Origin of the sequence: Erwinia sp. JH02, from assembly GCF_013074405.1 — a bacterium.
Taxonomy (GTDB): domain Bacteria; phylum Pseudomonadota; class Gammaproteobacteria; order Enterobacterales; family Enterobacteriaceae; genus Erwinia; species Erwinia rhapontici.
Genome location: NZ_JABANZ010000003.1, coordinates 579,530 through 605,712, shown reverse-complemented (window position 1 = coordinate 605,712; position 26,183 = coordinate 579,530). Strand labels below are relative to the sequence as shown.

18 protein-coding genes are annotated in these 26,183 nt (G+C 53.0%); 4 read left to right on the top strand and 14 right to left on the bottom strand.

Annotated elements, in window-relative coordinates:
- Positions 1–128 precede the first annotated feature (128 nt).
- The 9 genes from HHI26_RS11780 to wbaP all read right to left on the bottom strand — a co-directional run bounded on the left by HHI26_RS11780 (position 129) and on the right by wbaP (position 11,954).
- On the bottom strand, positions 129–2,342 hold the full coding sequence (locus tag HHI26_RS11780; RefSeq protein ID WP_133841532.1) for a phage tailspike protein: 2,214 nt from the start codon (positions 2,340–2,342) through the stop codon (positions 129–131).
- Between the two features lie 89 nt (positions 2,343–2,431).
- Positions 2,432–3,466 (bottom strand): glycosyltransferase family 4 protein, encoded by a 1,035-nt coding sequence (locus HHI26_RS11775; protein WP_133841531.1) that lies wholly within the window; start codon positions 3,464–3,466, stop codon positions 2,432–2,434.
- A gap of 18 nt (positions 3,467–3,484) precedes the next feature.
- Entirely contained in the window at positions 3,485–4,237 is a 753-nt protein-coding gene (locus tag HHI26_RS11770; protein ID WP_133841530.1) for a glycosyltransferase family 2 protein, read from the bottom strand.
- Between the two features lie 236 nt (positions 4,238–4,473).
- Positions 4,474–5,598, bottom strand: coding sequence for an EpsG family protein (locus HHI26_RS11765; protein ID WP_133841529.1), 1,125 nt, complete (start codon positions 5,596–5,598; stop codon positions 4,474–4,476).
- Positions 5,599–5,634: 36 nt separating this feature from the next.
- On the bottom strand, positions 5,635–6,540 hold the full coding sequence (locus tag HHI26_RS11760; protein WP_133841528.1) for a glycosyltransferase family 2 protein: 906 nt from the start codon (positions 6,538–6,540) through the stop codon (positions 5,635–5,637).
- An 89-nt stretch (positions 6,541–6,629) separates the two neighbouring features.
- Positions 6,630–8,810: a tyrosine-protein kinase Wzc gene (wzc, locus tag HHI26_RS11755; protein ID WP_133841527.1), complete on the bottom strand. Its 2,181-nt coding sequence runs from the start codon at positions 8,808–8,810 to the stop codon at positions 6,630–6,632.
- Positions 8,811–8,821: 11 nt separating this feature from the next.
- Complete coding sequence (locus tag HHI26_RS11750) at positions 8,822–9,256, bottom strand: protein tyrosine phosphatase (protein ID WP_133841526.1); 435 nt, start codon at positions 9,254–9,256, stop codon at positions 8,822–8,824.
- Between the two features lie 15 nt (positions 9,257–9,271).
- Positions 9,272–10,405, bottom strand: a complete 1,134-nt coding sequence (locus tag HHI26_RS11745; RefSeq protein WP_133841525.1) for a polysaccharide export protein — start codon at positions 10,403–10,405, stop codon at positions 9,272–9,274.
- 115 nt (positions 10,406–10,520) lie between these two features.
- A complete protein-coding gene (wbaP, locus tag HHI26_RS11740; protein ID WP_133841524.1) occupies positions 10,521–11,954 on the bottom strand; it encodes an undecaprenyl-phosphate galactose phosphotransferase WbaP in 1,434 nt (477 codons plus the stop codon).
- An 813-nt stretch (positions 11,955–12,767) separates the two neighbouring features.
- Here wbaP and HHI26_RS11735 point away from each other — a divergent pair.
- Positions 12,768–14,333, top strand: a complete 1,566-nt coding sequence (locus HHI26_RS11735; RefSeq protein ID WP_133841523.1) for a TerC family protein — start codon at positions 12,768–12,770, stop codon at positions 14,331–14,333.
- 48 nt (positions 14,334–14,381) lie between these two features.
- Here the strand turns inward: HHI26_RS11735 and asmA are convergent, their stop codons facing one another.
- From asmA to udk, 3 genes are all read right to left on the bottom strand, one after another.
- Positions 14,382–16,229, bottom strand: coding sequence for an outer membrane assembly protein AsmA (gene asmA, locus HHI26_RS11730; protein ID WP_171149127.1), 1,848 nt, complete (start codon positions 16,227–16,229; stop codon positions 14,382–14,384).
- 228 nt (positions 16,230–16,457) lie between these two features.
- On the bottom strand, positions 16,458–17,039 hold the full coding sequence (gene dcd, locus HHI26_RS11725) for a dCTP deaminase (RefSeq protein ID WP_133841521.1): 582 nt from the start codon (positions 17,037–17,039) through the stop codon (positions 16,458–16,460).
- A 24-nt stretch (positions 17,040–17,063) separates the two neighbouring features.
- Entirely contained in the window at positions 17,064–17,705 is a 642-nt protein-coding gene (gene udk / locus HHI26_RS11720; protein WP_133841520.1) for a uridine kinase, read from the bottom strand.
- A gap of 272 nt (positions 17,706–17,977) precedes the next feature.
- On the opposite strand from udk, the gene HHI26_RS11715 reads away from it, so the two are divergent.
- Complete coding sequence (locus HHI26_RS11715; protein ID WP_346775678.1) at positions 17,978–18,607, top strand: phosphatase PAP2 family protein; 630 nt, start codon at positions 17,978–17,980, stop codon at positions 18,605–18,607.
- Between the two features lie 160 nt (positions 18,608–18,767).
- Positions 18,768–22,106: a diguanylate cyclase gene (locus tag HHI26_RS11710; protein WP_159336328.1), complete on the top strand. Its 3,339-nt coding sequence runs from the start codon at positions 18,768–18,770 to the stop codon at positions 22,104–22,106.
- A gap of 22 nt (positions 22,107–22,128) precedes the next feature.
- Here HHI26_RS11710 and HHI26_RS11705 read toward each other — a convergent pair whose 3' ends face one another.
- Positions 22,129–23,544, bottom strand: coding sequence for a hypothetical protein (locus tag HHI26_RS11705; protein WP_159336327.1), 1,416 nt, complete (start codon positions 23,542–23,544; stop codon positions 22,129–22,131).
- Positions 23,545–23,732: 188 nt separating this feature from the next.
- On the opposite strand from HHI26_RS11705, the gene yegD reads away from it, so the two are divergent.
- The gene (yegD, locus tag HHI26_RS11700; protein ID WP_133841517.1) at positions 23,733–25,085 is read left to right on the top strand and encodes a molecular chaperone; all 1,353 of its coding nucleotides are present in this window, start codon (positions 23,733–23,735) and stop codon (positions 25,083–25,085) included.
- A 128-nt stretch (positions 25,086–25,213) separates the two neighbouring features.
- Here the strand turns inward: yegD and HHI26_RS11695 are convergent, their stop codons facing one another.
- Positions 25,214–26,176: an aldo/keto reductase gene (locus tag HHI26_RS11695; protein WP_167863841.1), complete on the bottom strand. Its 963-nt coding sequence runs from the start codon at positions 26,174–26,176 to the stop codon at positions 25,214–25,216.
- Positions 26,177–26,183 lie beyond the last annotated feature (7 nt).

The following is a 26,183-nucleotide window of genomic DNA, read 5'->3' as shown; positions in this document are numbered from 1 at the left end:
TTTTTGTAATTTTTACAGGCTAACGCCCATCAATGCAGCTGAATCGTTTAAAACAGGCTGCCTGTCCTGCCCGAGGAAAAACAGCCTGATAACTCTGAAATTGCCTGGTCTTAACGGAAAACCGACACTTATTTCAGTGAAAAGTACGGGATGGCGACCTGGCGGCCATTCAGCACGATAGAAACAAAGCCTTCCGGGTGATCCGTATTGACCTGGTCGGCGGTGAGTGGACGGGAAGCCATCAGCAAATCCCCCGCCTCATTCGCGCCGATTCCGGCCTTGCCGTTATGCAAGCTGAAACGCTGACTTGCGCGGCTGACATCCTTGCCCGAGGGGGCGTTGCCAAATGCCATTTTGCTGTCGAAACGTGCGCAGCGGCCGGTCTTAAAGCGGTCTTTTGCGGTGGTTTTGATCAACACACCGGCCGACGCGACCCAGCCATCGATTTTGACAAACACCCGCACATCGGTGTCGTGCGGCGTCACAATCATCACATCCAGCACCGGGCTGGCCCCTTCGGCATGCCAGGACGCTTCAAACTTGTGGGTTTTACGTTGCAGGCTGACAATCGCCCTACCGCCGGTGGTTTTGTCACCCACTACTTTGTTGAGCGGCGCATTGCCGCTGCCGTTGCTGAAGGAGGACTGGCCGAAGATTTCAATCTCCCAGGCATCGCCGACATCCGGGGTATAGATATTGCCCAGCTCCACCCACTTCTGCTGGTCGCTGTTGTTTTCGATGCGGAACCGTGAGGTCAGATAGTTGTATTTCATACTGCCATCAACCGCCACGCCGTAAGACTCCACGCGCGTGGAACCGCGTTCCCAGGCGCCCAGCCACTCGCCTTCCGCCAGCGAATTATCAATCCAGCTACCGGCCTGAAGATTGGTCTGACGCATATTGAGACGCGAGTTGTGCGCAATCAGCGGGTTTTTACAGGTTTCCAGGCTCAGCGCATCAATGATCCACTGCCCGTTCGAGATATCACCGGGGAATTCGGTGTGTTCAATCCAGCCGTTGTGGATCAGCGACTGACCGCAGCGTTGCAGGTTCAGCACCTTACCGTCGGTGCAGTATTGTGCATTAAAGTTAGACAGCTCGATGGCCGTGCTGTGATCCCACTTACCCTTAGGTGCATTGGACCAGACAGACTTGATCACGTCGCCGCTACAGCGCAGCGCATACCACTGATCAATTTTGCAGTCGAGGGTATCCATCAGGCTGATCGCCGTGCCGCCAACGCGAACAAACCGCAGGCAGGCGCCACGGAAATACTGGCCGCCTTCGCATTGGTTATCGAAGAAGCCCTGCTTGTTCGGCTGGGTGTCGGTGCGACCGTTAAATTGCAGGTTGCTGACTTCCACCCAGCGGGTGTTGACCTTGAAAATGAAGTCAGAATCGCCGTTGGAGACGATGGTGGTGGCCGGGAAATAGCCAAAGTTCACCATCGCACCGGAGACGCGGAAGAAACGCGTCTGCTGCTGCGAGAAGTCACAGGCGCTGACGAAGAAGGTGCCCGCCGGGAATTGCAGGCAGATCTGCTGGTTCGCATCCTGCGCCCACTGATACATCGCTTTGATCGCCGGAGCACTGTCCGTTTTACCATCGGCAATCGCACCGAAGTCAAACAAGGTCAGACGGTTGAAGTCCTCCACCACGCGGCGCCAGTGGTAATCCGCACCGGAGGAGATCGTTACCCCTCCGTCGTCTTTGGCGGCTTCCAGTGTGCCAACGAACTCACCGCCGCCCACTTCCAGCCCCTCATGCCAGCTTTTCAGCTTAATTTTTGCACCACTAAACAGCGGGCGCGTTTTACGCAGATCGTCAACCGAAGGAATTTCACCAATCAGCTGATATCCGGCAGGTTGCGCCAGACGCTGGCTGAAATTATTCGCGCCACGGGTTACATCCGGAATATTAAACAGCGTATTTCCGGCATCATCGACCACCGCCATAGAGTGCGAAGGATCGGCAATCAGTGCTGCATTGTCAGCGATAAACTGCTCAAAGTTGCCCTTATTCAAGGCAACGGGCTGCTGTACCTGTGACAGTTTGCCAGAGGCATCGCGCAGATAGAGGTTAATCAGATTTCCGGATTGGGTCGGGTCCGTACCCGCTTTACCGATAAACAGTTTACCGTTGAAATTCTTCCAGAACTGGTCTGGCATGGTGTAGACATTCTCTGGCGTCAGAATCGGCACATCGCCTTTCGGCAGCTCACCGGGTGTAATCCCTTTTAACGCCAGAGAGGGATCGCTTTTCGCCGCCGCACTGGAAATAGAGCTGACAGAGAGTCCGGCAAGAATCGACGAGAACGCCGTGAGTAATTCTCTTCTTTTCATTGGTGTTATCCCATGGTCAATTTTTTGGAGCCTGCAAAGCAGGCAGGAAACGGATGTCCAGAGATACTCAATTGGAACCTGAACCGCCCTTACACCAGGGACAGCCAGCTCTCTTTAATCACGCGGCCGTCAAATTTAAGGGCCGTGGTTTGGGTACTGGCGCTCATCGCATAGAACAGGTCATCGTCATGAGCAAGCTGGTTCATACTGGCAATGAAATGGGCTTTGTCGTTCATCGCCACCAGGAAACCATCCTGCTGATGATTAATAATTTCCTGCGGCCCGGTCGGGCAATCGTACGCGACAACAGGCAGTGACCAGGACTTGGCTTCCAGCAACACCAATGGCAGACCTTCATAGCGCGACGTCATCAGCGCCATATCGCTGTCGCGGTAGTAGTCGTTGATGTTACTCACCCGGCCAACGAAATTAACGCTGTCGCTGATGTTCAGCTTTGCTGCCTGCGCGATCAGTTCATCTTTCAGCTCACCGTCACCGGCAATCACCAGCGTCCAGTCAGGATTGCTGGCAACAAAGCCCTGCCAGACATCCAGCAACAGGTCGAAACCTTTTTGATGATCCAAACGTCCGACCGCCAGCGCCTGATAGTGCCGCGTTGTGCGCTGAAGATTTTTGTACACCACAGGATTGGGGATGGTTTTGCTGGCGATATTCCAGCCGTTGAACACCTGATGATCTTTATCGGTCAGTACGATCACGCGGTCGTAATAACGCAGCATCAGGTACTTGAGGAGTTTGATCGGTTTACTGAAGGAGTTAATCGCCACATGTTCACAGGCATAGACGCGGGCGGTTTTCTTTTTGAGGGTCATCATGCTGTAGAGCGCAAACATCACGCTCAGGCGCCCCATGCTGATCAGAAACACCGCGTCAAACTGCTGCTGCTGAATCTGCTTCACGGCGGCCTTAAGCGGATTTTTTTCGCCAGCGAAGCTGACGATCTGCTGTACCTGGCTGAAAGGATAAAACGGTTCTCCCGACCCTTCCAGTGAATAGATGGTCACCTCATGCTGCTCACCGAAGCACTCTGACATGAAGTTACAGATATTCTCAGTTCCGGCATAGGAATACGCATCCTTGATGACCAGTACGATTCTTTTCATTATTTCAGCCACCTCAGATCAGCGATGTTTTAAGGTAAACAACACGCCATTAACCATGTACCAGACGTAGTAGTAATAAACCTTCAGCGGGTTATTTTTATAAATGTACTTGAGTAAATCGAGGTGCCATTTCGCTGCTTTATTTTTATTACGCGACAGGGAGTCCCCCATTTCATAATAGGTCACCAGATTTTTATCAATCACCCGCGCCTGCTTGTACTGCTCGAACAGCTCATAGAGGAAGAGAAAGTCTTCATGCCCTTTCTTCTTAAACAGCACCTGACGCGCCGGGCGACGATAACAGACAGAAGAGAAGCAGATACGGAACTGCTTTTTAACGAAGTTATCCTTCAGCAACACAGGGTTACCGTAACGGACCTCGTAGGATTTCGTGCGTGACTGATAGTGATAATGACTGATCACCAGGTCATCACCGGCCGCCAGGCAGGCGGTTTGCAACATCAGCTTATCGCTGGCCCACTCATCGTCACTGTCGAGGAAGGCAATAAACGGCTCCGTCGCGGCTTTTAATCCCACGTTGCGTGTTTCTGCTGCACCGAGGTTGACGTCATTGCTGAGAAGAGTAATCCGCGGGTCAGTACAATGCTGCTGCACAAATTCCAGTGAGTCATCGGTGGATTTATCATTAATCAGATAGATCCGCCAGTCGGTATACGTTTGATCAATCACCGACTGCACCGCACGCAAAACGGTCGCGCGCGCATTGTACATCGGGATAATAATCCCTACCGTGCCGATTTGATTATTCATCTGATACCCTATTTTTATTACGGGTCAGGCATGCCTGACCCCTACGAAATATATCTGTCGAAGATTACGGACCAGGCAGGCCTGACCCCTACGAAATATATCTGTCGAAGATTTCGGACCAGGCAGGCCTGCCCCCTACGAAATACATCTGTCGAAGATTACGGACCAGGTATGCCTGACCCCTACGAAATATATTTGGGGAAACGCAGGGGCGAGGCACGCCTCGCCCGCTGGCGTTAAAAAAGACGGAATAACGGTGCAATGCTGTAACCATTGATGGACTGCACTGACAGAATGGTGTTGTACGCCAGATAATAAGAGGTCATGGCAAACAGCAGCCCAAAGTTAAGCAGCGTGTGACGGATACGCATCATCAAAAACGCCAGCAATAACGGTTCACAGTGCAGGAACAGGTTCCCGACTCGTCCACCGATAATGGAGAAGTCCGAGAAAATGATACGCACGGCGGCACCGGCCGAGTAAGCGATAAACAGAATGTAGGCAATACGGTCTTCTTCTTTAATCGGACGGTTAAAATAAACCACGGTAAAGAAGGCAATAAAGGCGATGTTTTTTAAGTTCGCCAGACCAAAGACCGGTGAGGCGGCATCAAATACCGTCCCGCTGTAGCCCATCGCTCGGTCCCCGATCACCGGAACAATCCCCAGTGAGTCCAGGAACAGCTTTTTCCCGCCGATCAGCCCCAGCGGGATCGCCGCCAGTACCATCGCAATACCAAAGTATTTACGCTCACGCAGGAACAGGAACGGTAACACCATCAGTACCGCATAGCCGGTTGAGTGTGACTGGGTGCTGAACGCCAGAAAAACAAACGCCAGAAAATATTTACGCCCGGCGGCCGAACAGATGCAGGCCACCGCGAAGGCGCTGGAAAGCCCGAAACGAATCTGGTTCATATCCTTGTTGATGAACAGGTGCGCTGAGTAAAGGCACAGCGAACAGAGGATCAACGGTGAATACTTCTTAAAAATCCAGGCATTGGTTGATACGGCAATAAAACTGATGAACAGCAGGAAAAAGTAGCTTTCATGGGTGAACCACGACAATATCCATGCCAGTAACATAAACAGGTTTTCGTAACGGTAAATATCCGCCACGGTTTCATAACCACTGATACTCGACTGACGGGAAAAATCGTAGAAGAAACCCAGATACTGCCAGTCATCAATACCGGAGTTGGGGCCCCTGAAGCCCGCAAACATAATCAACGCCACCACCGCGATAAAGAAGAAGTAGGTGGTCACGCGCTTCATTTTTGGCTCATTCGCCTGGTTAATCGTCGCCAGTTCAAAGAAACATAAAATCAGAATGCTGTAACTGACTATCCAATATATTGCCATAGTGTTTCCCACCCAATTATTATTCTTCTGCTCACGTTACTTCCCTCCGAGTTTTGCCCGAAGTTTGTCTTTCACACGATTGAGGAAGTAAGTGCGGTTATCTTTATTGGTTAAGAAAAAGTAGCGGGCAAAGCTGAGGCTGGCCTGGAACGACTTACCGTCCATCTTATAACGCAGCGGCAGTTTGTACGCTTTATAGGTGTGAACATCACGCCGGGTGAGATACGGCTTCATGTTGTCGAGCCAGAAGAAGGAATACTTCACCGACTCGCCTTTATGTTTAGAACCAAATTTGGTGACCAGATGGTAGTTGGCTAGCGGCTGGTCAATCATCACAAACTCGTAGCCGAGTTTGTCAGCACGGATGCAGAAGTCGTAGTCCTGGTGACGGATATACTTCTGATCAAAGCGGATATCCTGCGCGTATTCACGTTTCAGCACAATGGTGCTGGTCTGGATAAAGCCATAGCAGCCAAACAGATACTCGGCCACGGTTTCATGGCGCCCCACCTGCTGCAATGGCAACACCTTCAGGAACTGCCCATCCTGAATAATATTGACCTGGCTGTAAATCACGAACTTCTGCTTGCCCTGCCCTTCCAACTGATGAATCAGCTTCAGGGTCTCAGTCAGCTTGTCTTTGTGCCACTCATCATCCGCATCAAGGAAGCTGATGTAATCGCCCGTTGCCAGTTCGATACCTTTGTTACGCGCACCGGAGCCGTTCAGTTTTTCCTGCGACAGCACCAGATTAATCTTCAGCTGGCGGTAACGCTCTGACTGCACCAGCTCGGCCAGCTTATCGGCGTCAGCCGATTTATCATCAACGATGATCACTTCGAAATTCTGGTAACTCTGCGCCGCCACACAATCCAGCGTGGTTACAATAGATTCGGATGCATTATATGCAGGAATGACGATCGAAAAGAAAATATCCTTCATTACCAGGCACCTTTTAAACGGTTACAAACAAACACTCACCAGAAAAAAAGGAACCTTTACCCTTTCGGTATAAAGGTTCCTCAGGGATATTAGCTCTTTGCATCCTGCTTATAGCTGTAGTCGTAATAGTCATAGCCGTAACCATAGGCATTAGCTGACTTACGTACTACGGCGTTGAGGATCACCCCTTTAATATCGATACCGTTCTGGGCGAAACGTTTGTAGCTGATTTCCACTTCCTTAAGGGTGTTGGTTTCGAAACGCGCCACCATCAGGGAGGTTCCCGCCAGCTTGCCGATAATAGACGCATCGGTCACAGCCAGAATCGGTGGGGTATCAATTAACACCAGGTCATAGTGCTGACTGGCCCAGTCAAGCAGCTCATTCATGCGGCTGTGCATCAGTAGCTCAGACGGGTTAGGCGGCACCTGACCACGCGCAATAAAATCAAAACCGTAATCACCGCGCTGGATCAGATCCGGGGTAAAGGGTGTCTTACCGGACAGAATGTTCGACAGACCCGTTTTACTGTCAGCACCCAGCAAATCATGGGTGTAACCGCGACGCATATCGCCATCGATAAACAACACTTTCTGACCGGCTTTCGCCACCAGCGTTGCCAGGTTAGAACAGATAAAGGTTTTACCTATTCCCGGGCTGGCACCGGTAATCATCAGAATGTTGTTTTTCGCTTCCATCATGGCGAAGTGCAGGCTGGTGCGCAGGCTGCGGATTGCTTCGATGGAGAGATCCGTTGGATTGCCCAGTGCCAGCAGCGTGTTGTGCGGGTCTGTTTTACCTTTCAGGTTACGTTTCGCCAGTGCTTCGGCATCTTTCTTACGCTGCCATTCGGAAAGCGGTACGCTGGCATACACGCTCAGGCCCAGCTCTTCCAGCTGTTCAGGGTTATCAATGCCATGATGGAACAGGGCTTTCAGCAGCACCAGACCCACCGATACCACCAGGCCTGCCACCAGACTGGCCAGAATCAGTAACAGTTTTTTCGGTGCGACCGGCGTACCAGCGGTTTCCGCATGGTCGATGATGCGAACATCACCTACGGTGCTGGCCTTACTGATGCTCAGTTCCTGCTGACGATTCAGCAGCTGCATGTAGATTTCCTGCCCTGCCTGCACATCACGCGTTAAACGCACAATTTCCTGCTGAGTCTGCGGCATCTGGCTGATTTTGCCGTTCAGCTTTTTCTGCTCACCTTCCAGCGTGGCGCGTTTTTCCAGCAGGGCGCGGTAGGTCGGGTGATCTTTCTTGAACAACTGTGACACTTCCGCTTCACGGAAAGTCAGTTCGTTCAGCTGTGTCTGAATGCTGACAGAAGAGTCGAGCGCAGACTTCGCTTCCAGCGACACATCGACGGAGTCATTCTGGCGACGGAAGGTATTCAGCTTGTCTTCTGCGACATCCAGTTTGCTGCGAACATCAGGCAGCTGGTTCTTCAGGAAGGCCAGACTCTTCTCGGCTTCTTCAGATTTGCGCTCAACGTTCTGATACAGATAGTTATTAATCACCTGGTTCAGCACCTGGCTGATCAATACTGGATCTTCACCGGTATAGGTCAGGCCCAGCACGCCGGTGTCCTTGCCCATATCCGCAACGGTCAGGTTGTTGTAGATCAGTTTGATGGCCTGCAGGTCACTCAGTTTAGACACGGTGAAGCTGGTGCCTTCTTCTGCCTGAATGTCGCTGACCAGCATGGTGACATCGCCGTGCTGTTCAAACTGGCCGACTTTACCTTTAAACAGCTCATCGCCGTCTTTGCTGACGGTGTAGCTGTCCGGCCCATCGACTTCGACCGTTAGCTGGCGTTTATCCCAGATAGCCGGCACTTTCAAGCGAGAAATGGCAATCTGCTGCGGCTTATTGCCCATCATGCGTGACAGGCCTTTACCGATCACCGGGAAATAATCCTCCTGCACCAGCACATCAAGGCCGAGATCTGCCACCGTTTTCCCCAACACCATGCGTGAGGTAACAATTTGCACTTCAGTCGCTGACGCAGGTTGTGCATTGGGCATCATCTGCGACAGGTCATTCAACACGGTGTTGGCATTTTTCTGCTCAACCTGCACCATGGCATCCGCGCTGTAAATCGGCGTGGCGAACAGGCTGTAAAGCGTGCCCATCAACATAAATAACGCCGTAACCGCAACGATTATCCAGCGATGGTCAATGAACTGTCCCACAAGATGCGCCAGATCGAACCCGTTTGAATCGTCTTGAGGCGCTGACGGTGCCTTACTTTTTATTTTCATGGAAGTCCCAACTATCGGCTTAATGCGTTGACCCATTTCTGGGCAGCGTTTTCAAGGATTCCGTACACGGCCTCAAAGGCATCGCGGCTTTTCTTATACGGGTCGGCGATTTCCTGCTGATTGATCCAGTGTCCAAACAGCATGGTTTTGCCACGTACGGAAGGGTTGATGCGGCAGACCTGGTCGACATGTTTTTTTTCCATCACCAGGATCAAATCGTAATCCCGGCACATGCCCGACGTGAGTTGCTGTGCCACATGCCCTTGCAGTGACACACCATTTTCACCGGCCACGCTGCTGGCAGTGTCGTCAGCAGCGTGGCCGACCATGGCCCCCAATCCCGCGGATGCGATATTCTTCTCAGGTAGTGCGGATTTCAGCAGTCGTTCCCCGGTGGGGGAACGGCAGATATTTCCGATACAAACAACTAAGATTGAATTAATCATAATGTTTCCCGGCGGTTACCAGTTATGAAGCGTCTGCACGGTACGTGTCGCATCGTAAACACCGCTGATGGTCGGAACGAGCTGTGAAATCACGCGGTTCCAACGGGTGAGCGGCGTAGAAGTGACATAAACGATGTCATAAGGTTCTAACTGGAACTCGGTACCCATTACCATCGCGGCGGCATCTTTAGTATTGAGCTGATAGATGTTGGCGATTTTGCTGCGGTTAGGTCCTTTAGTTGGACGAATCACGAAGACACCCGTTGCATCAGCAGCGGCCTGATCCATGCCCTGAGCATTACCCAGCGCTTCCGACAGCGTCATGCCGCTGCGGTCCATTTTCAGTGTGGCCTGCTGTTTCACTTCACCCATAACGAACACTTTGAGGTCGTCATTACGCGGCACATAAAGAATGTCGCCAGGGTACAACAAATGGTTTTGCGACAGGTCACCGTTCTTCATCAGCGCCTGTAATGAAATAGGCTGCTCGCGGCCGTTGTGCGTCAGCACTACGTTACGCCAGTCGGCGTTGGCGGTTAACCCGCCCGCGGCGTTGACGGCATCAAGAATGGTCAACGGCACGTTGGTGATCGGCTGCTGGCCAGACGTCGTCACTTCACCGGTCACATAGGTTTTCTGTGATTTAAATGAGGCAATGCTGACATCGACCTGCGGGCTTTCAATGTACTGGGACAGGCGGCGGGCGATCTCATCACGGATTTCCTGCACCGTGCGACCCGCTACACGCACTTTTCCGATATACGGATAGAAGATCGTGCCATCGGAATGGACCCAGTTACCGGTGTCGCTGGCGCTACGATACTGACCAGATGGGGTTGTCAGTTCCGGGTGATCCCAGACGGTCACCGTCAGAACATCACCGACCCCGATACGATACTCATAAGCCTGCAACTCACGCTGCAGCGCTTCATTCGCCTGTGCCACAACCGGTTTTGGTCGCATGCGTTCAACCAGGCCCGGCGTCAGCGGGAAGACATTAACGTATTTGTCGATGTCAAAATCACTGTCCTGTTGCTTGACAACATCTTTACCCGTGGTGGAAAGGTGGCTGCCCGGCTCGATGGTACAGCCGGAAAGGAACGCTGCTGAGACCAGCAGGGGTATCAATTTAGTTTTGATTTTAATCATCTGGTTTATCGCTATCAGTAATTTGAATGTGAATGGCGAGACCGCCGCTGTGTAGCGTCTAAAAGTTGCTAATACTGCAAATCAGGTACTTATTTGTAAGGCCCCCTGCTTTGTTTTAATAAGCCCCATCCCGTTTCAGAACCACACCGACGGTTTTGAACAAGATGGCGATATCGTTCCACAGTGACCAGTTTTTCACGTACCAGGAGTCGAAGTAGACGCGCGTTTCGTAATCAACATCATTACGTCCGCTCACCTGCCACAATCCGGTCATGCCTGGTTTAGCCATATAGTAGTAATCCACATCACCCGCATAGCGTTCCAGTTCGGCTTCAATCACCGGACGTGGCCCCACCAGACTCATTTCACCGCGCACGACATTCCATAACTGCGGTAATTCATCAAGGCTGGTTTTACGGATAAAATGTCCAACGCGGGTAATGCGCGGGTCATTTTTCAGCTTAAAGTCTTTATCCCACTCTTCACGCGCTGCCGGGTCAGTGCGCAGCACCTCTTCGAGCACCTCTTTCGAATTCACCACCATGGAGCGGAACTTCAGACATTTAAATTTGCGGCCTTTGAAGCCAACGCGTTCATGACCATAAATAGGGGCACCACCGTCGCGGGAAACCATAAATATCAGCGCCGCTAATGCAGGCAACAGCATAGTGATAATCCCCAGCGCGCCAACGATATCGAAGGTGCGTTTCAGGAAGCGCGAGGTGCGCTTGGCGAGATTGTTGTTCACGCGCAGAATCATCACTTCATGGCTAAAGATGTATGCCATATCTGTGCCATAAAGTGGCACACCACGCAGTGAAGGGATGACGGATACTGAACGGCAGTTATGTTTGGCCAGATTCTTCAGCCACAGATCGCGTGACTGGCTCTGCTCATATTCCACTGCCACGATAAACTGCGTTTCGCTGTTCACCATTGCCCACAGCGTCTGCTCGTCTTTCACAACCGGGATACCGAAGAGTTCATGAGCGGGCTGGCTGCCATCGACATCAAAGAAAGCCACCACATCAAAGCCCATCACTTCTTCGCTTTGCAGCGCCTGATACGCTTCTTCGGCATTTTTACCACTGCCTAAAATAATCGACTGCTTTTTCCACAGATTGTTTCGATTAAGCACGCGTTTCACAACGGCACGACCCACCGGGATCATCACCATCGCCAGCAACCAGGTTAATACCCAAATCCAACGGGACAATTCCCATTTAGATAATGCGCTGATTGAAAGTGCAATAATCGAAAATACTAAGACGGTTCTGAAGACTTCTTTTAACTCAAACCAGAAGGGTTTGCGGTAAGTGTAATGGCGTAATCTCACCCAGAACCATCCCACACAAACAACAGAAAGGAGAATATGTGTAACAATAGTCAATTTGAAATCGATGGCAGGTATATCCGACAGAATATCACCTGGAAAACTATTAATGAGCAGAATGGCCACAGCCAGTGCCGCATTAAAACAGATGAGATCTGAGAGAGCCAATGACAGTTTTATTAACAACCCTTTAAAGGTAAATTCAATATCGCGCATAGTTAACTCGTAATTTTTATCTTAGGAAGCCTGTGTTTTATTGGTCTCTGACCTGGTGAGATGAGTATTTAATCAACACATCAGTTATTACACAGGAAACTTATTTAGGGAGTCTGACAAAAAGGTCATCGTAGCTGGCATAGCGGCTAGAGATTTTGGCAAGAAAATCAACATGAACGTTTACTGTTCCGCGGCGCTTCCTGAACAGTCTCAAGACTCGTCAGGACACGCTACCGCCCCTGGCTTGTAGCTGCCAATGCGCTGTAATGTTGCCATTTCATGTTGTTCACCTGCCATTTTAAGCGTCAGGTTTTAGCGTTTTTATCGACGGAAATGCGTCATCATTCACATAAATCAACATTTAATCCGTCAGTACTGCGCTAAATACAACATCCACGCAGACATTCAGTAACACGTTGCTATACTAGTTATAACTGGCCTGTTTACAAGAGGCTCCCCTCGCCCGTACCTTCTTTTAGGAATAAGACTACGTTGCTGCTGCGTCAGTACCACTCATTGCCCTACTCCTCTCACAGTAAAATTAAGATTAATTCCCTGTCGAAAACTAAGAATAATCCTACTTCCGTGTATTCAGGTTATAAGTATTACTCTTTAATCAATCTGGCCCTATACGATTAATCCTGAAAAGAAACAGTTTAAGAATTTCGGTAACCGATGGTTATTAATCCGCCGATAAGGTTGATTTATGGTCCATCCCCGAAGCCATAAAGACAATACGCCCGGATTACAGGTTGAAATGGTGGCGATTCCGACTCATCATTGATGATCTCATATGCTGTTCAGGTGAAAACAATGTTCGAATGGATCGCCGACCCGTCAATCTGGGCCGGCCTGGTCACGCTAGTCCTGCTGGAACTGGTCCTGGGTATTGATAACCTGGTGTTTATAGCCATCCTGGCTGAAAAGCTTCCCCCCGCACTGCGCGACCGTGCTCGCGTCACCGGCCTGATGCTGGCTCTGCTGATGCGCCTTGGCCTGTTGGCTTCGATCTCCTGGCTGTCATCACTGACCGATGCCCTGTTTAGCGTCAACGGTCACGGTTTTAGTGCACGCGATCTGATCATGCTAGTCGGCGGCGTCTTCCTGCTGTTTAAAGCCACAATGGAGTTGAACGAGCGTCTGGAAGGTAAGGATGGAGAAGAAGGCCCGCAAAAACGTGGCGCACGCTTTTGGCCTGTGGTGGCACAGATTGTGGTGCTGGATGCGGTGTTCTCGCTGGATTCAGTGATCACCGCGGTAGGTATGGTTGACCACCTCGCTGTGATGATGGCAGCGGTGATTATTGCCATCTTCCTGATGCTGCTGGCCAGTAAGCCTCTAACCCGTTTCGTTAACGGCCACCCGACCATTATCATTCTCTGCCTCAGCTTCCTGCTGATGATCGGCTTCAGCCTGATAGCCGATGGTTTTGGCTACCATATTCCTAAAGGGTACCTGTACGCTGCCATCGGTTTCTCAGTGATTATTGAAGCCCTGAACCAGCTGGCGCAGTTTAATCGCCGTCGTTTCCTCTCTGCAAAATCGCCGCTGCGTAAACGCACCGCAGAAGCGGTACTGAGACTACTGCGCGGCCACCACGAGCAGGCTGAACTGGATGCGGAAACCTCATCACTGATTGCCGATAATGCCGGGCGCAAAGCCATCTTCAACAAGCAGGAGCGCATGATGATTGCTCGCGTGCTGGCCATGGGCCAGCGCAGCGTTCGCAGCATCATGACCTCACGTCATGATATTGAGCATATTGACCTGGCCGAGTCGCCGGAAAAAATCATGGCGCTGCTGGACAATAATCAGCACACACGACTGATCATTACCGAAAACAGCGATGAACCGCTCGGTGTGGTACACGTTATTGATCTGTTGAAGCAGGCCCTGCATGGCAATGACCTTGATCTGCGCGCGCTAATCCGCCAGCCATTGGTTTTCCCTGAGCAACTTGCCCTGCTGCCCGCGCTGGAACAATTCCGTACCGCCCGTACCCATTTTGCGTTTGTCGTCGACGAGTTTGGATCGGTTGAAGGCATTGTGACGCTGAGTGATGTGATGGAAACCATCGCCGGCAACCTGCCAAATGAAGGGGAGAAGATTGATCCGCGCTACGACATTCAACAGAATGCTGACGGCAGCTGGACGGCAAATGGCCATATGCCACTCGACGATCTGGCCATGCATCTGCCGCTGGTACTGGATGAGAAGCGCGAATACCTCACGCTGGCAGGATTACTGATGGAACATTTGCAGCGCATACCGCAGGAAGGGGAAGAGGTTCAGGTGGGAGATTATCTGTTCCGGACGTTACAGGTTGAGAGTCATCGGGTACAGAAGGTGCTGATTATCCCGCAGAATGAGGCCGGATAATGTCAGCCAATGTCGGGGTCGATCCTGTTCCCATCGACCCCGACAACATTACAAACCTTTCAGCAATCTATTCATATCGTCTTTGTTGTTGCTATCCGGGTTACGTTCAATCCACTGCTGCAGACGCTGACGGGCTTCGTCACGTAACTGGTCACGCAGAACCTGATCCACTCTCAGATTGTAGTTAATCGCCGACCACGGACCAAAGATGTGTAACGGCACTGGCGTTTGTTGCAGACGTTGCACCAGCGTACTGTCACCAACCCACCCTTGCGTCACCGTCACGCCAAAGCGAATATCCAGCGTTCTTTTCACCACATCAATGATGCCAGCGCCGGTATAGTTCAACTGATCGGAACGGGCATCCAGGCGACCAAAATTAAACACGCCATTATTGAGTGCCAGCCGCCCCTGGATTTGTTGCAGGTTGGGTTGGTTCTCCTCATTCTGGCCGCGTACTTTGGTGCTGTTATTCTCCACCGCTCGCTGGATCAATTGCTGGAAGTTAAGACCGGCAAACTGCGCGTCCCGAATACTCAGGTCCGCACTGCCCTGCCACTGTCGCTTAACAGCGTCGACAGTCAGCCCCTCACCGTGAAAGTCCCCTTTGAGCGAAAGTGCACCACTGACGTTGTTTGGCAATTCAAACCCTTTCAACAACGGCGTCAGTGCAAAATGCTTCAGGTCTGGCTGGAGTGCCACTTTGGTCTGTGCGCTACGCACATCAATCGTACCCGGCAGAGAGAAACTGCCGTCAGCGGCCTGGCCCCTGAAGGTGTTCACCGTCAGTAACCCCCCTTCACTGGCGGCGTCCAACTGCACATTGTTCATCTGCAGCCCGCGCCAGTTGAGTTTGTCGGCCACCAGGGAGAGCTGACCGTCCATCGCATTGAGAGGGGAATCGGCATTATCATACTCTGGTAACGCAGCAATCACCGGTGCAGGGCCGGTACGCTGTTCAGCCCCAGAGGCGCCCCCCGCAGAAACGGGGTTCAGGCCCAGTAAGGCATCCAGATCGAGACTGGCCGCGTGCAGACTGGCAACCACCTGGGGGCGCGTCCCCAGGGAACCTGACACCGTGCCAGTGAGCTGACTGTCATTGGCACTGAGGCTGATATCTTCAAGACTGAACTGACGGGTTGGTGACGTCCATTGGGCTTTCATCCGGGCGCTGCCTTTCACGCCGTCCTGAGGAAGATTGGCCCCTTTGAGTTGGTAATCGAACTGATTGATGACCGCGCCGATGTGTCGTGGATAATCGGTAATATCCAGATCGCTGTCCATGCTCACCTGCAACTCGCGCTGGTCACGGTTTATCCGGCTGCTCAGCGTGATGTGTGCACGGCGAGGCTGCGTCTGATCCAGCGCCAGATTAAAATCACGCACGTTCAGTTGTTCACCATTAGCTTGCTGCCAAACCAGCAGGCTGTCAGCAATGCGCAGATGGGAAATATCGAACTTCCAGCCATGCGTTACGTCACTGACGGAAGCAGTGTTACCTTTATCGACGGGACCGATAGGTGCATCGGCAGGACGCTGGCTTTCGCTGTCCTGCGTCAGGCGCACAACGGCACCTTTCAGCATCACCTGCTTGACGGAAAGCTGATGGGAAAGTAGCGGCAACAGATCGACGTCAAGCCGCATATTTTGCGCACTGACAACGGGCTGTGCGGCACCCGGCGCGGTCAGGGTCACCGGCCCGGAAAGGATGCTGAGCTGCGGCCAGACATGCCAGCGCAAATCGCCATTGAGCGCCAGTTGGTAGCCGTTACGCTGCTCCACCTGGCGAATCATATAGGCGCGAAAATCATTAGGATTAACCAGCACGACCAGCGCGGTCATACCCGCCACCATCACCACCAGTAGAATGGCGAGGGTCGTTATAAATCTTTTCATGCCTCTCCTTAACCCTTCATCTTTCCGCTCACAGCGGTGTTGGCTGCCTTCCCTCACCCCAGTCACTGACTGATGTAAGCTCCTGGGGATTCGCTCAGTTGCCGCCTTGCTGCAAGCTGAAATCTAAAGGGTTTCATCACTCTTCTTTCCGCTCAGCGGTGTTGGCTGCCGTCCCTCATCCCAGTCACTGACTGATAGTGTAAGCTCAGCTTGAATGATGCCGGGTAATCAGTCTTTATCGATGCGGCTGGCATCCGCCCCCTGCTGCCCTTTGTACTTGGCATCCTGGCGGCTGTTATAAGGACGCGCTGCCGGCCCCGACAGCGGCTCAAAGCTCAGTGCGCCAATCAGCATGCCAGGGCGCAGCGCTAATGGCAGTTTACCTGAATTATAGAACTCCAGCACAATCCGGCCCTGCCAGCCCGGGTCAATACGATGAGCGGTCACGTGAACCATCAGCCCAAGACGCGCCAGTGAAGAGCGACCGTCCAGCCAGCCCACCAGATCGTCGGGGATGGTCACCGACTCCAGCGTCACCGCCAGCGCCAGTTCACCAGGGTGCAGATAGAAGGCATCGCCTTCCGGCAGCACAATTTCATCGCTCATCACGCGTTCCAGCGCCGCGCTGACTTCGTCTTTCGGTCCACTTAAATCAATAAAAGGAGCAGTATGACCGCGAAAAGTGCGGAACTGATTGCCCAGGCGGACATCAACGGTGGCACCATTGATACGTTCAACCGGCGGGCGGGGATCAATGCCCAGTTTGCCATTATCAAGCCAGGCTTCTATATCGCGGTCACATAATCTCATGGTGCACTCCAACAGACGCTTCGATTACTCGAAGAACTGATTAATTTTCGCTTTCAGGATATCAATGGCAATACGGTTTTTGCCGCCACGCGGCACAATAATGTCAGCGTATTGTTTTGAAGGTTCGATAAATTGCAGGAACATCGGGCGCACCGTCTTCTGATACTGTGCCATCACCGAGTCCATTGAGCGCCCGCGCTCGTTCACATCACGTTTCATACGACGCATCAAACAGATGTCCAGCGGGGTATCAACGAAGATAGAGAAGTTCATCTCCTGACGCAGTCGCGCATCCGTCAGCAGCAAAATCCCTTCAAGGATGATCACTTTCTTCGGCTTAAGGCAGATGGTTTGCTGGGTGCGAGTATGTTCCACATAACTGTAGACGGGGAGCTCAATCGCCTGCCCGGCTTTCAGCATCTGCAGATGTTGTAGCAGCAGATTGTGGTCCATAGCGCTGGGGTGGTCGTAGTTCGTCTTGACCCGCTCCTCCATAGTGAGGTGGCTCTGGTCTTTGTAGTAGGCATCCTCGGGGATGACACCAATATTTTCATCGCCCACGCGATCGCGTACTTCACGATACAACGTACTGGCAATAAGACTTTTTCCCGAGGCTGAAGCGCCTGCGATACCTACGATGACGCACTGATGCGACTTGTCAGTCATATATTAAAGACCTGGTTCTGAGACAATATAAGGGTAAGCATAACCCGGCAGATTTCGAGCCCCCTCTTAGGGTCTGATGTTAGCGCAGACAAAAAACGCCAATAAAAACGCCTGCGGCTTGAAAAATGAAGGGCATAGCGGGCGCAATTATAGGGAGTTACCCCTGTTGATGCCAGTAAAAAGCGCCTGCAACTTTTTCAGACTTTCCCGTTAGGCGACAATCAGTTTCATCGTTAAACTGATGGACAGAAAAACAGTAAAAAGGAAACCGTGTGTCCTGGCATATCGTCCATATTTTGACCTATTTTGGCGACAGCATGTTGCTGATCCCCACCGCTGCCATTATGGCGTTATTACTCCACCGGAAAAGTGACAATAAACGCACGGCCTGGTACTGGCTGCTGGCCTTCTGCACCGCAGGCACGGTGGTCAGCCTGTCAAAAATCGCCTTCCTGGGGTTTGGTATTGGCAGCGCACGTTTCAATTTCACCGGCTTCAGCGGCCACAGCGCGATGTCTGCCACCCTCTGGCCGGTGATGCTCTGGCTGTTGAGTGCGCGTCTGCCGGCAATCTGGCGTATTTCAGCCATCGCTATCGGCTATCTGATCCCGCTGATGGTCGGCATCTCACGCCTGGTACTACATTATCACTCCGTCAGTGAAGTGGTCTGTGGATTAATCCTCGGCTTTACACTGAGCAGCGCATTCCTGATCGGCCAGCGTCACACCCGCCCGCGCGGATTTTCCCTGTGGCAACTGAGCATTGCCCTTCTGGTGCCGCTGCTGCTGATTGGGCATGGCCGCATCGCCACCACCCAGCAGTTCCTGCAACGCCTGTCCGTACAGATCGCCGGTATCGACCATGCCTGGACCCGTGAAGAGTTGCTCAAATTGCGCCAGTAATGGCGCAAAACCTCCCCCTGACGCGATATTGCCCCCCTTTCAATCGTCCGAATAAGACGATCTTTTGATTGTGCATTTGCCGCTGCATCGTCTATTCCTTATGCTAGCATGGCATTAGTTATTGAGATTACGCCTATATCGGCGCTGCGCTGGATATGTAATGACGACAGAAACGTTACAACGAATAGCCCTCTCCCGCCCACGTTGGGTCAACGGGCTGCTATTGGGATTATTGAGTTTTGTCGTCACCTTTTTCTGCCTTGAGCTGATTAAAGTCAGCGGGCAAATTTCCCCGCTGTGGTTTTCCACCGCCCTGATGACCATGGTGGTTTTCCGCAATCCTTCGCGCGATCTGCCTGTGCTTCTGTTCGGTTGCGTGTTGGGGGTCACCTGCGCTAATGCCACGGTGCTGGGTCTGTCGTTCTCCAATCTAAAATTCCCCCTGGTTAACCTGCTACAGGCATTGATGGGGGGAATACTGCTTCGCCAGCTGCTTGACCGACGTGCGCCGCTCAACTCCCTGTACAGCTGGTGCAAGATGGTCGTTTCCATCGGCATATTTACGCCACTGGCAGGCGGGTTGTTAGCCACCTGGATACTGGATATCAACGGCCATGCCTCATTTCGTTTTTTTACCACGTGGACGATTTCCGAGGTGATCGGCATGCTGGCTCTGGGGCCGGTTTGTCTGCTGTGGCAGCCTGATTATGTTCGCCGTCACTTACGCCAGAATGTCTTGTTCGAAACGCTGCTGACTCTGGTCATCACATTGTTCCTGTGCTGGGTAACGCTGCGCTATGCCCCCTGGCCGTTCACTTTTGTGATTGTGATCCTGTTCTACAGTGCGGTGCGACTGCCCCGCTTTGAAGCCTTTGTTATCTATCTCGCGACCATTTCCATGATGTCGCTGATGCTGGCGCTTCACCTCATCCCAACGGACAACACCAGTGCACAGCTGCTCTCCTCCATGCCATGGGTGCCTTTTCTGCTGGCGCTGATCCCCAGCCATATGATGACGCTGGTGATGCATTCGTTTCGCGAGGAGCGCAAACATATTTCTGAGAGCGAGACCCGTTTCCGTCACGCGATGGAATATTCAGCTATCGGTATGGCACTGGTCTCTACCCGTGGTCAGTGGATGCAGGCCAATAAAGCCCTGTGCCAACTGCTGGGGTATACGCCCGAGGAACTCTATGCGATGACCTTCCAGCAGTTGACGCATCCTGACGATCTTGATGCAGACCTGGTTCAGTTACATACCCTGTTGGCAGGTGATATTCAAAGTTACAGCATGGAGAAGCGCTATTTCAGTAAGAACGGGCAAACCCTTTGGGCACTGCTGGCCGTCTCGCTGGTTCGTGATAATGAGCAGCAGCCGCTCTACTTTATTGCGCAAATTGAAGATATTACCGAGTTGAAGAAAACCGCGAAGGTCAATCAGCAGTTGATGGAACGCATCACCCTGGCGAATGAAGCTGGCGGTATCGGCGTGTGGGAGTGGGACCTGCAAAGCGGAACCATGAACTGGGATAAGCGCATGTTCCAGATATACCAACTCCCCACCCATGCGCAGGCGACCTATCTGACCTGGGCAAACAGCCTGCACCCTGCCGACCGCGATGAGGCCATCACCACTTTCGACAACGCGATTAAGAATGCCACGCCCGTCGATATTGAATTTCGCATTGAGACCGACATCGGCATCCGCCATATCCGCGCGCAGTGCAGTATCGTGCTGGATGAAAAAGGCAACGTCGAACGTATGCTGGGCATCAATCAGGATATGACCCCGCTGCGCCAGTTAACCGATGCGCTCTATGAAGAGAAAGAACGCATGCATATTACTCTCGATGCTATCGGTGAAGCCGTGATCAGCACCGATGAAGAGATGCGCGTTATCTTTATGAACCCGGTGGCGGAAAAAATGAGCGGCTGGCTGCAACATCAGGCATCGGGTCAACATATCAGCAATATTCTGCATATCACTCACGGCAGCCAGGGTCCCGAGCGTGAAAATCTGCTGCTGTGCGACTTACCCCAGCAAAAAATACCGGGCGATCTTGATGCCGAACTGGTGCTGCATAACCGTTCCGGCGAACAGTTCGCCATACATTACAGTCTGTCGCCACTGAAAACGCTGACCGGAGAAAATATCGGTAGCGTGATGGTCATTCAGGACGTCAGCGAATCACGTGCGATGCTTAAGCGTCTGAGCTACAGCGCCTCTCACGATATGCTGACCCGCCTTCCCAATCGCGTCAGTTTCGAACATCAGTTAAAACGTCTTATCCTCTCTTGCACAGAACAGCAGCAACATGTGCTGGTCTTTATTGACCTCGACCGTTTTAAAGCGGTCAACGATACCGCGGGCCATGCAGCGGGTGACGCATTGTTACGTGAAGTCTCTGGCGTGATGCAGCAGCATCTGCGCGCTAGCGATTTCCTGGCCCGCCTGGGGGGTGACGAATTCGGTGCATTATTGCCAGATTGCTCACTGGAACAGGCCAGTGAGGTAATCGACCGTATTGTTCACGCCGTGAACGATTATGGTTTCCTGTGGGAGGGCCGTTTGCATCATGTTGGTGCCAGCGCAGGTCTGACGCTTATCAGCCCGGAGAATGCCAGCGCCAGTGAACTGATGGCACAGGCCGATCTCGCCTGCTATCACGCCAAAAATAACGGACGCGGCCAGCTTTCCGTGTATGAAAGCCACCTGCTGAAGCGCCTGAAACCCGTAATGAGTCGCATTGAAAACGAACAAATCATCGCTCAGCAGCCGATGCGGCTGCACGTCTGGGCCGCCGCACCGCCTGGGAAAATTCATGCCACCAGCTTCTATCTGGCGGAGATGCAATTGTTTACACCGGAGGGACAAGAGATTGATGAGGCCAGCTTCCGCGCCGGGTTACAGGATGGTGATCTGTTTGTGGCCCTTGACCGTAAACTGATTAGAGAGTTTTTCCAGCATTATGCGCAGGGTGCGCTGAGCAAAGGGTTAACGCTGGCGCTACCGGTTTCAGGTTTTGGTTTACGTGATCCGCACTTTATCAACGAGACACTCGCACAGTTTGCACGCTACGACGTTCCGGCCAACCTTATCTGGTTCGCGATCAACGCCGATGTACTGAGCCAGCATGATGTCGTACTGCACCAGAATATTGCCCGTCTGCGCGCCACGGGAAGCCGTATTGTACTGCGCAATTTTGGCCGTAATCTTGATGCGTTTAACCAGCTACCGGCCGAGGAGATCGACTATCTGATCCTCGCTAGTGAGCTGGTCGCCAACGTTCACTGCAACCTGATGGACGAAATGATGGTGTCGATCATTCACGGCCACGCCCAGCGTCTGGGGATCAGCACCCTCGCCGGGCCAGTAGAACTGCCGGTGGCACTGAATACGCTGTCGAACATTGGGATTGATGTCGTCTGGGGTGAGGTGATTGCGCCACGCCAGCCGCTGTCGACACTGCTGCTCAACAGCTACTTCGCGATAAAATAACCCCCTCACCGCAATACAGGTGTTATTGACCGCCGGGCTGACGCAGGCAGGACTCACTGACCCAGCGCCGGACCAGGCTGTCCTGCACCGAATCAGTTAACAGCTCTGCGCTGGCCGACATCAACGGGCCACAGGGCAATCCTGCCTTGCGCATAACGGCCAGCGTCTCGGGCCCATCTTCATAACGAAAAACCGCCAGCATCTGTTGAGGCGATAAGGTCACCCCCTGGGCGATCGCACTGGCCAGCACCTGCTGTAACACGCTGGGTGACTCTTCACGGAAACGCCAGTTGCCACGGGATTCATCAATCAACGTATTGGTCATTGCGCCCTTCCCGTCACGGGGAGAGGGTTCCTGGTAATGATCCCAGACGATTAATTTGCTGTTCAGCAGCGCGGTGCGGGTGGCTGGCGGGGCATATTTGATCATCCACGCCATCAGGTTCAGGTGACGCCCTTCCCCATCAGACAATGTTTGTTCCAGCTGTGTCGGCTGCTCACGCAGTGCGGCCATCAGCGTTTGCGTGTCCTCATTGAGCGCCAGCAGTGCCAGCCGCCAGAGCCCTTCCGGCGCGGGCAGATACTTCAGTAAGAAATTTGCGCTCTGACCGTTGCCGTTAAAAATCGCACGGGTCAGGTAAGAGGCGGCGCGCTTGTCACGCGGGTGAATCCAGTCCGGGCGTGCCGCCAGTAACAGCGCCATGCTGTCATAAAACTGCTGCTGTTCTGCCTCACCCGCTGGCGGGTCCTGGCGCAGATCGCGCAGCGGGTCGTAATCGAAGGATAATGACTGAATCTGCGCCGGGGTGAGCACCGACAGGAACAGCTTCAGCGCCACCGTATTATGGCTTTCGATGGCATTGCTTAACGCGCTATAGCCATTTTCACCTTTATCCAGCGGTGAGAGGCCACGACGGATAAAATAGCGCAGCGTCTGTTCAGGATACTCTTTTGCCGCAGCCCGATAGAACAGCTCGCGCGCACTCTCATCCGAAAGCCTGTCCAGCTGCGAACGAGCCCCCTGCTCCAGAAGTACCAAATTATGCTGCATCTGCTGTTCGTGGCGTTTCCAGGCCATCGTGCTTTGATTGGAGGGATTAAAATAGAAGGCGGCAGCCAGGACAATAAACAGCAGCCAGCTGGTCACCAGCGCAGGGATGGGCGGTGTGCCCCGGCGCTGCCAGCGTGCCAGAAATAGCGTCAGCCAGGTTATCAGCGTGACCAGCCACATGAGAATTTCGCTGGAGAACTCCACCACCTTCAGGCCACCCGGCCAGAGTATCAAGGCAATCATCAGGGATTGAGGCAACAACGCGCCCAGTAATACCCATCGTGACCGGGCTCGCTGTGATAACACCACGGTAAAGATGGCCGTAACGGCAAGCATCAGTGGTGCAAGCATCAATGCCAGTAATAATATCAGTACAGACCAGTCCATTTATTTCTCCCTGCCCCCCGGCCAAACGGCAAGGCGGTGATTCCATGTGAAGGGCGTGATTCTATACAAAGCAGGCAAATATACCCAAAATAATTCGAGTCCCCGCGTGCGGCCTCATCTTGTCGCTTGCACCGCCAACGCTCTCAAGCTAAAGTCGCCCCCTTTTTTCACACTCAGCGGAGGAAACGATGTTTATCGGTTTCGACTACGGTACGGCAAACTGCTCTATTGCCATCATGGAAAACGGCGCACCTAAGCTGCTGCCGTTAGAGCAGAGCTCGCCTTATTTACCCTCAATGCTGTGTGCGCCAACCCGTGATGCGGTCAGCGAATGGCTGTTCCGTCATCACCAGGTACCGACCCCGCAGGCAGAAAACCAGGCGCTGTTACGTCGCGCGCTGGCTTTTAACCGCGAAGAAGATATTGAGGTTCTGCCTGCCAGCGTCAAATTTGGCCTTGCCTCACTGGCACAGTATATGGATGACCCGGAAGACGTGTGGTTTGTGAAATCACCCAAATCTTTCCTCGGAGCCAGTGGACTAAAACCACAGCAGGTCGCCTTCTTTGAAGACCTGGTGTGCGCCACCATGCTGCATATCCGTCAAACAGCAGAAAGCACCCTGAATGACAGCGTCACCCAGGCGGTGATTGGCCGTCCGGTTAACTTCCAGGGACTGGGCGGCGATGAGGCCAACCAACAGGCTGAAGGCATCCTGGCGCGCGCGGCCAGCCGTGCCGGCTTCCAGGATGTGATCTTCCAGTTTGAACCAGTCGCCGCGGGTCTGGACTTTGAAGCCACGCTGACAAAAGAAACGCGTGTGCTGGTCGTGGATATCGGCGGGGGAACCACCGACTGCTCTATGCTGCTGATGGGGCCGCAGTGGCACGATAAAGCCGATCGTGGCGACAGCCTGCTGGGCCACAGTGGCTGCCGCGTCGGCGGGAACGATCTGGATATCATGCTGGCCTTTAAAGAACTGATGCCACTGCTCGGTCTGGGTGGCGAAACCGTGAAAGGTACCGGACTTCCGGCCCTGCCGTGGTGGAATGCCGTTGCCATCAACGACGTTCCTGCACAGAGCGACTTCTATGCCACAGCATCGCGTAAGCAGTTGCAGGATCTGATCCGTGACGCGGCCGAACCAGAAAAAGTGCAGCGCCTGCTGAAAGTGTGGCAACAACGTCTGAGCTATCGTCTGGTGCGGGCAGCGGAAGAGAGCAAAATTGCGCTGTCAGATCGTGATGAGGTGATGACGGCCATGCACTTTATTGATAATGGGCTGGAAACCGAAATCAGTGTGGCGGGCCTTCAGGCGGCGATCAGTCAGCCGCTGGAACGTATCCAGGAGCAGGTGACGCTGGCGCTGAACACCAGTGGCACACGTCCTGACGTGATTTATCTGACGGGTGGCAGCGCCCGCTCGCCAGTACTGCGTGCGGCACTGCAACAGCAATTACCGGATATTCCGCTGGCAAGCGGAGATGACTTCGGTTCCGTAACGGCGGGCCTGGCGCGCTGGGCGCAGGTGATGTTCCGGTAACGAAACAACCCGGCCAGGCATGTCTGGCCCCTACGAGATACTGTCGCAGGGATTGAGCCTGGCTCACCCCTGCGCGGTCGTGCTGTAGGGGTCGGGCATGCCCGACCCGTGTTCACTGTTGGCAATAATTAATAACTACTCACTTCCGACAGCAGACGCAGATCGTCGTCCTTAAGCCTCAATACCGCCGCTTTCGCCAGCTCATCAACCTGTGCCAGTGAGGTGGCGCTAACAATCGGCGCGGTGATCGACGGACGGGCAATCTGCCACGCCAGCGCAACCTGCGCAGGCGAAGCATGATGTGCTTCTGCCACCTGCACCAGCGCATCCACAATCTTCAGACCCCGATCGTTCAGATACTTCTCGACCACACCCTGACCGCGCGCGCTTTTGGCGGCATCCGCTTTACTGCGGTATTTACCGCTGAGGAAGCCGCTGGCCAGAGAATAGTAGTTAATCACCCCCAGACCGTGCTCTTTGGCGACCGGCTCAAGACCGCTCTCATAACCCTGACGATCGTAGAGGTTGTACTCGGGTTGCAGGGTTTCATAACGCGCCAGCCCATTTTCAGCACTGATTTTCAGCGCCTCGTTCAGGCGGTCATCAGAATAATTAGAGGCACCGATGGCACGGACCTTACCTTCTTTAATCAACGCGTCAAATGTCGCCAGCGTCTCCTGCAATGGCGTATCCGCATCGTCGCGATGCGCCTGATACAGGTCGATATAATCCGTTTGCAGACGCGCCAGCGAGGCGTCTACCGCCTGACGAATATAGTTCGGTGCCAGGCCGGTTTTCCCGTCACCCAGATCCATCCCCACTTTGGTCGCCAGCACGATCTTATCGCGCTTACCGCTTTTTTTCAGCCAGTTACCGATAATGACTTCCGATTCGCCACCTTTGTTACCCGGTGCCCAGCGAGAATACACATCAGCGGTATCAATAAAATACAGCCCTTTCTCCACCAGTGCGTCGAGCAGAGAAAACGAGGTCTTTTCGTCAATGGTCCAGCCAAACACATTGCCGCCAAACGTCAGCACCGGAACCTGAATGCCGGAACGGCCCAGCTGGCGATGTTCTAAAGTACTCATCATGATT

Coding starts and splice junctions, on each gene's coding strand:
- HHI26_RS11695 (WP_167863841.1), bottom strand. CDS start 26,176: ATGAGTACTTTAGAACATCGCCAGCTGGGCCGTTCCGGCATTCAGGTT.
- yegD (WP_133841517.1), top strand. CDS start 23,733: ATGTTTATCGGTTTCGACTACGGTACGGCAAACTGCTCTATTGCCATC.
- HHI26_RS11780 (WP_133841532.1), bottom strand. CDS start 2,342: ATGAAAAGAAGAGAATTACTCACGGCGTTCTCGTCGATTCTTGCCGGA.
- wzc (WP_133841527.1), bottom strand. CDS start 8,810: ATGAAAATAAAAAGTAAGGCACCGTCAGCGCCTCAAGACGATTCAAAC.
- wbaP (WP_133841524.1), bottom strand. CDS start 11,954: ATGCGCGATATTGAATTTACCTTTAAAGGGTTGTTAATAAAACTGTCA.
- HHI26_RS11760 (WP_133841528.1), bottom strand. CDS start 6,540: ATGAAGGATATTTTCTTTTCGATCGTCATTCCTGCATATAATGCATCC.
- HHI26_RS11745 (WP_133841525.1), bottom strand. CDS start 10,405: ATGATTAAAATCAAAACTAAATTGATACCCCTGCTGGTCTCAGCAGCG.
- HHI26_RS11705 (WP_159336327.1), bottom strand. CDS start 23,544: ATGGACTGGTCTGTACTGATATTATTACTGGCATTGATGCTTGCACCA.
- HHI26_RS11775 (WP_133841531.1), bottom strand. CDS start 3,466: ATGAAAAGAATCGTACTGGTCATCAAGGATGCGTATTCCTATGCCGGA.
- asmA (WP_171149127.1), bottom strand. CDS start 16,229: ATGAAAAGATTTATAACGACCCTCGCCATTCTACTGGTGGTGATGGTG.
- HHI26_RS11735 (WP_133841523.1), top strand. CDS start 12,768: ATGTTCGAATGGATCGCCGACCCGTCAATCTGGGCCGGCCTGGTCACG.
- HHI26_RS11710 (WP_159336328.1), top strand. CDS start 18,768: ATGACGACAGAAACGTTACAACGAATAGCCCTCTCCCGCCCACGTTGG.
- HHI26_RS11750 (WP_133841526.1), bottom strand. CDS start 9,256: ATGATTAATTCAATCTTAGTTGTTTGTATCGGAAATATCTGCCGTTCC.
- udk (WP_133841520.1), bottom strand. CDS start 17,705: ATGACTGACAAGTCGCATCAGTGCGTCATCGTAGGTATCGCAGGCGCT.
- HHI26_RS11765 (WP_133841529.1), bottom strand. CDS start 5,598: ATGGCAATATATTGGATAGTCAGTTACAGCATTCTGATTTTATGTTTC.
- HHI26_RS11770 (WP_133841530.1), bottom strand. CDS start 4,237: ATGAATAATCAAATCGGCACGGTAGGGATTATTATCCCGATGTACAAT.
- dcd (WP_133841521.1), bottom strand. CDS start 17,039: ATGAGATTATGTGACCGCGATATAGAAGCCTGGCTTGATAATGGCAAA.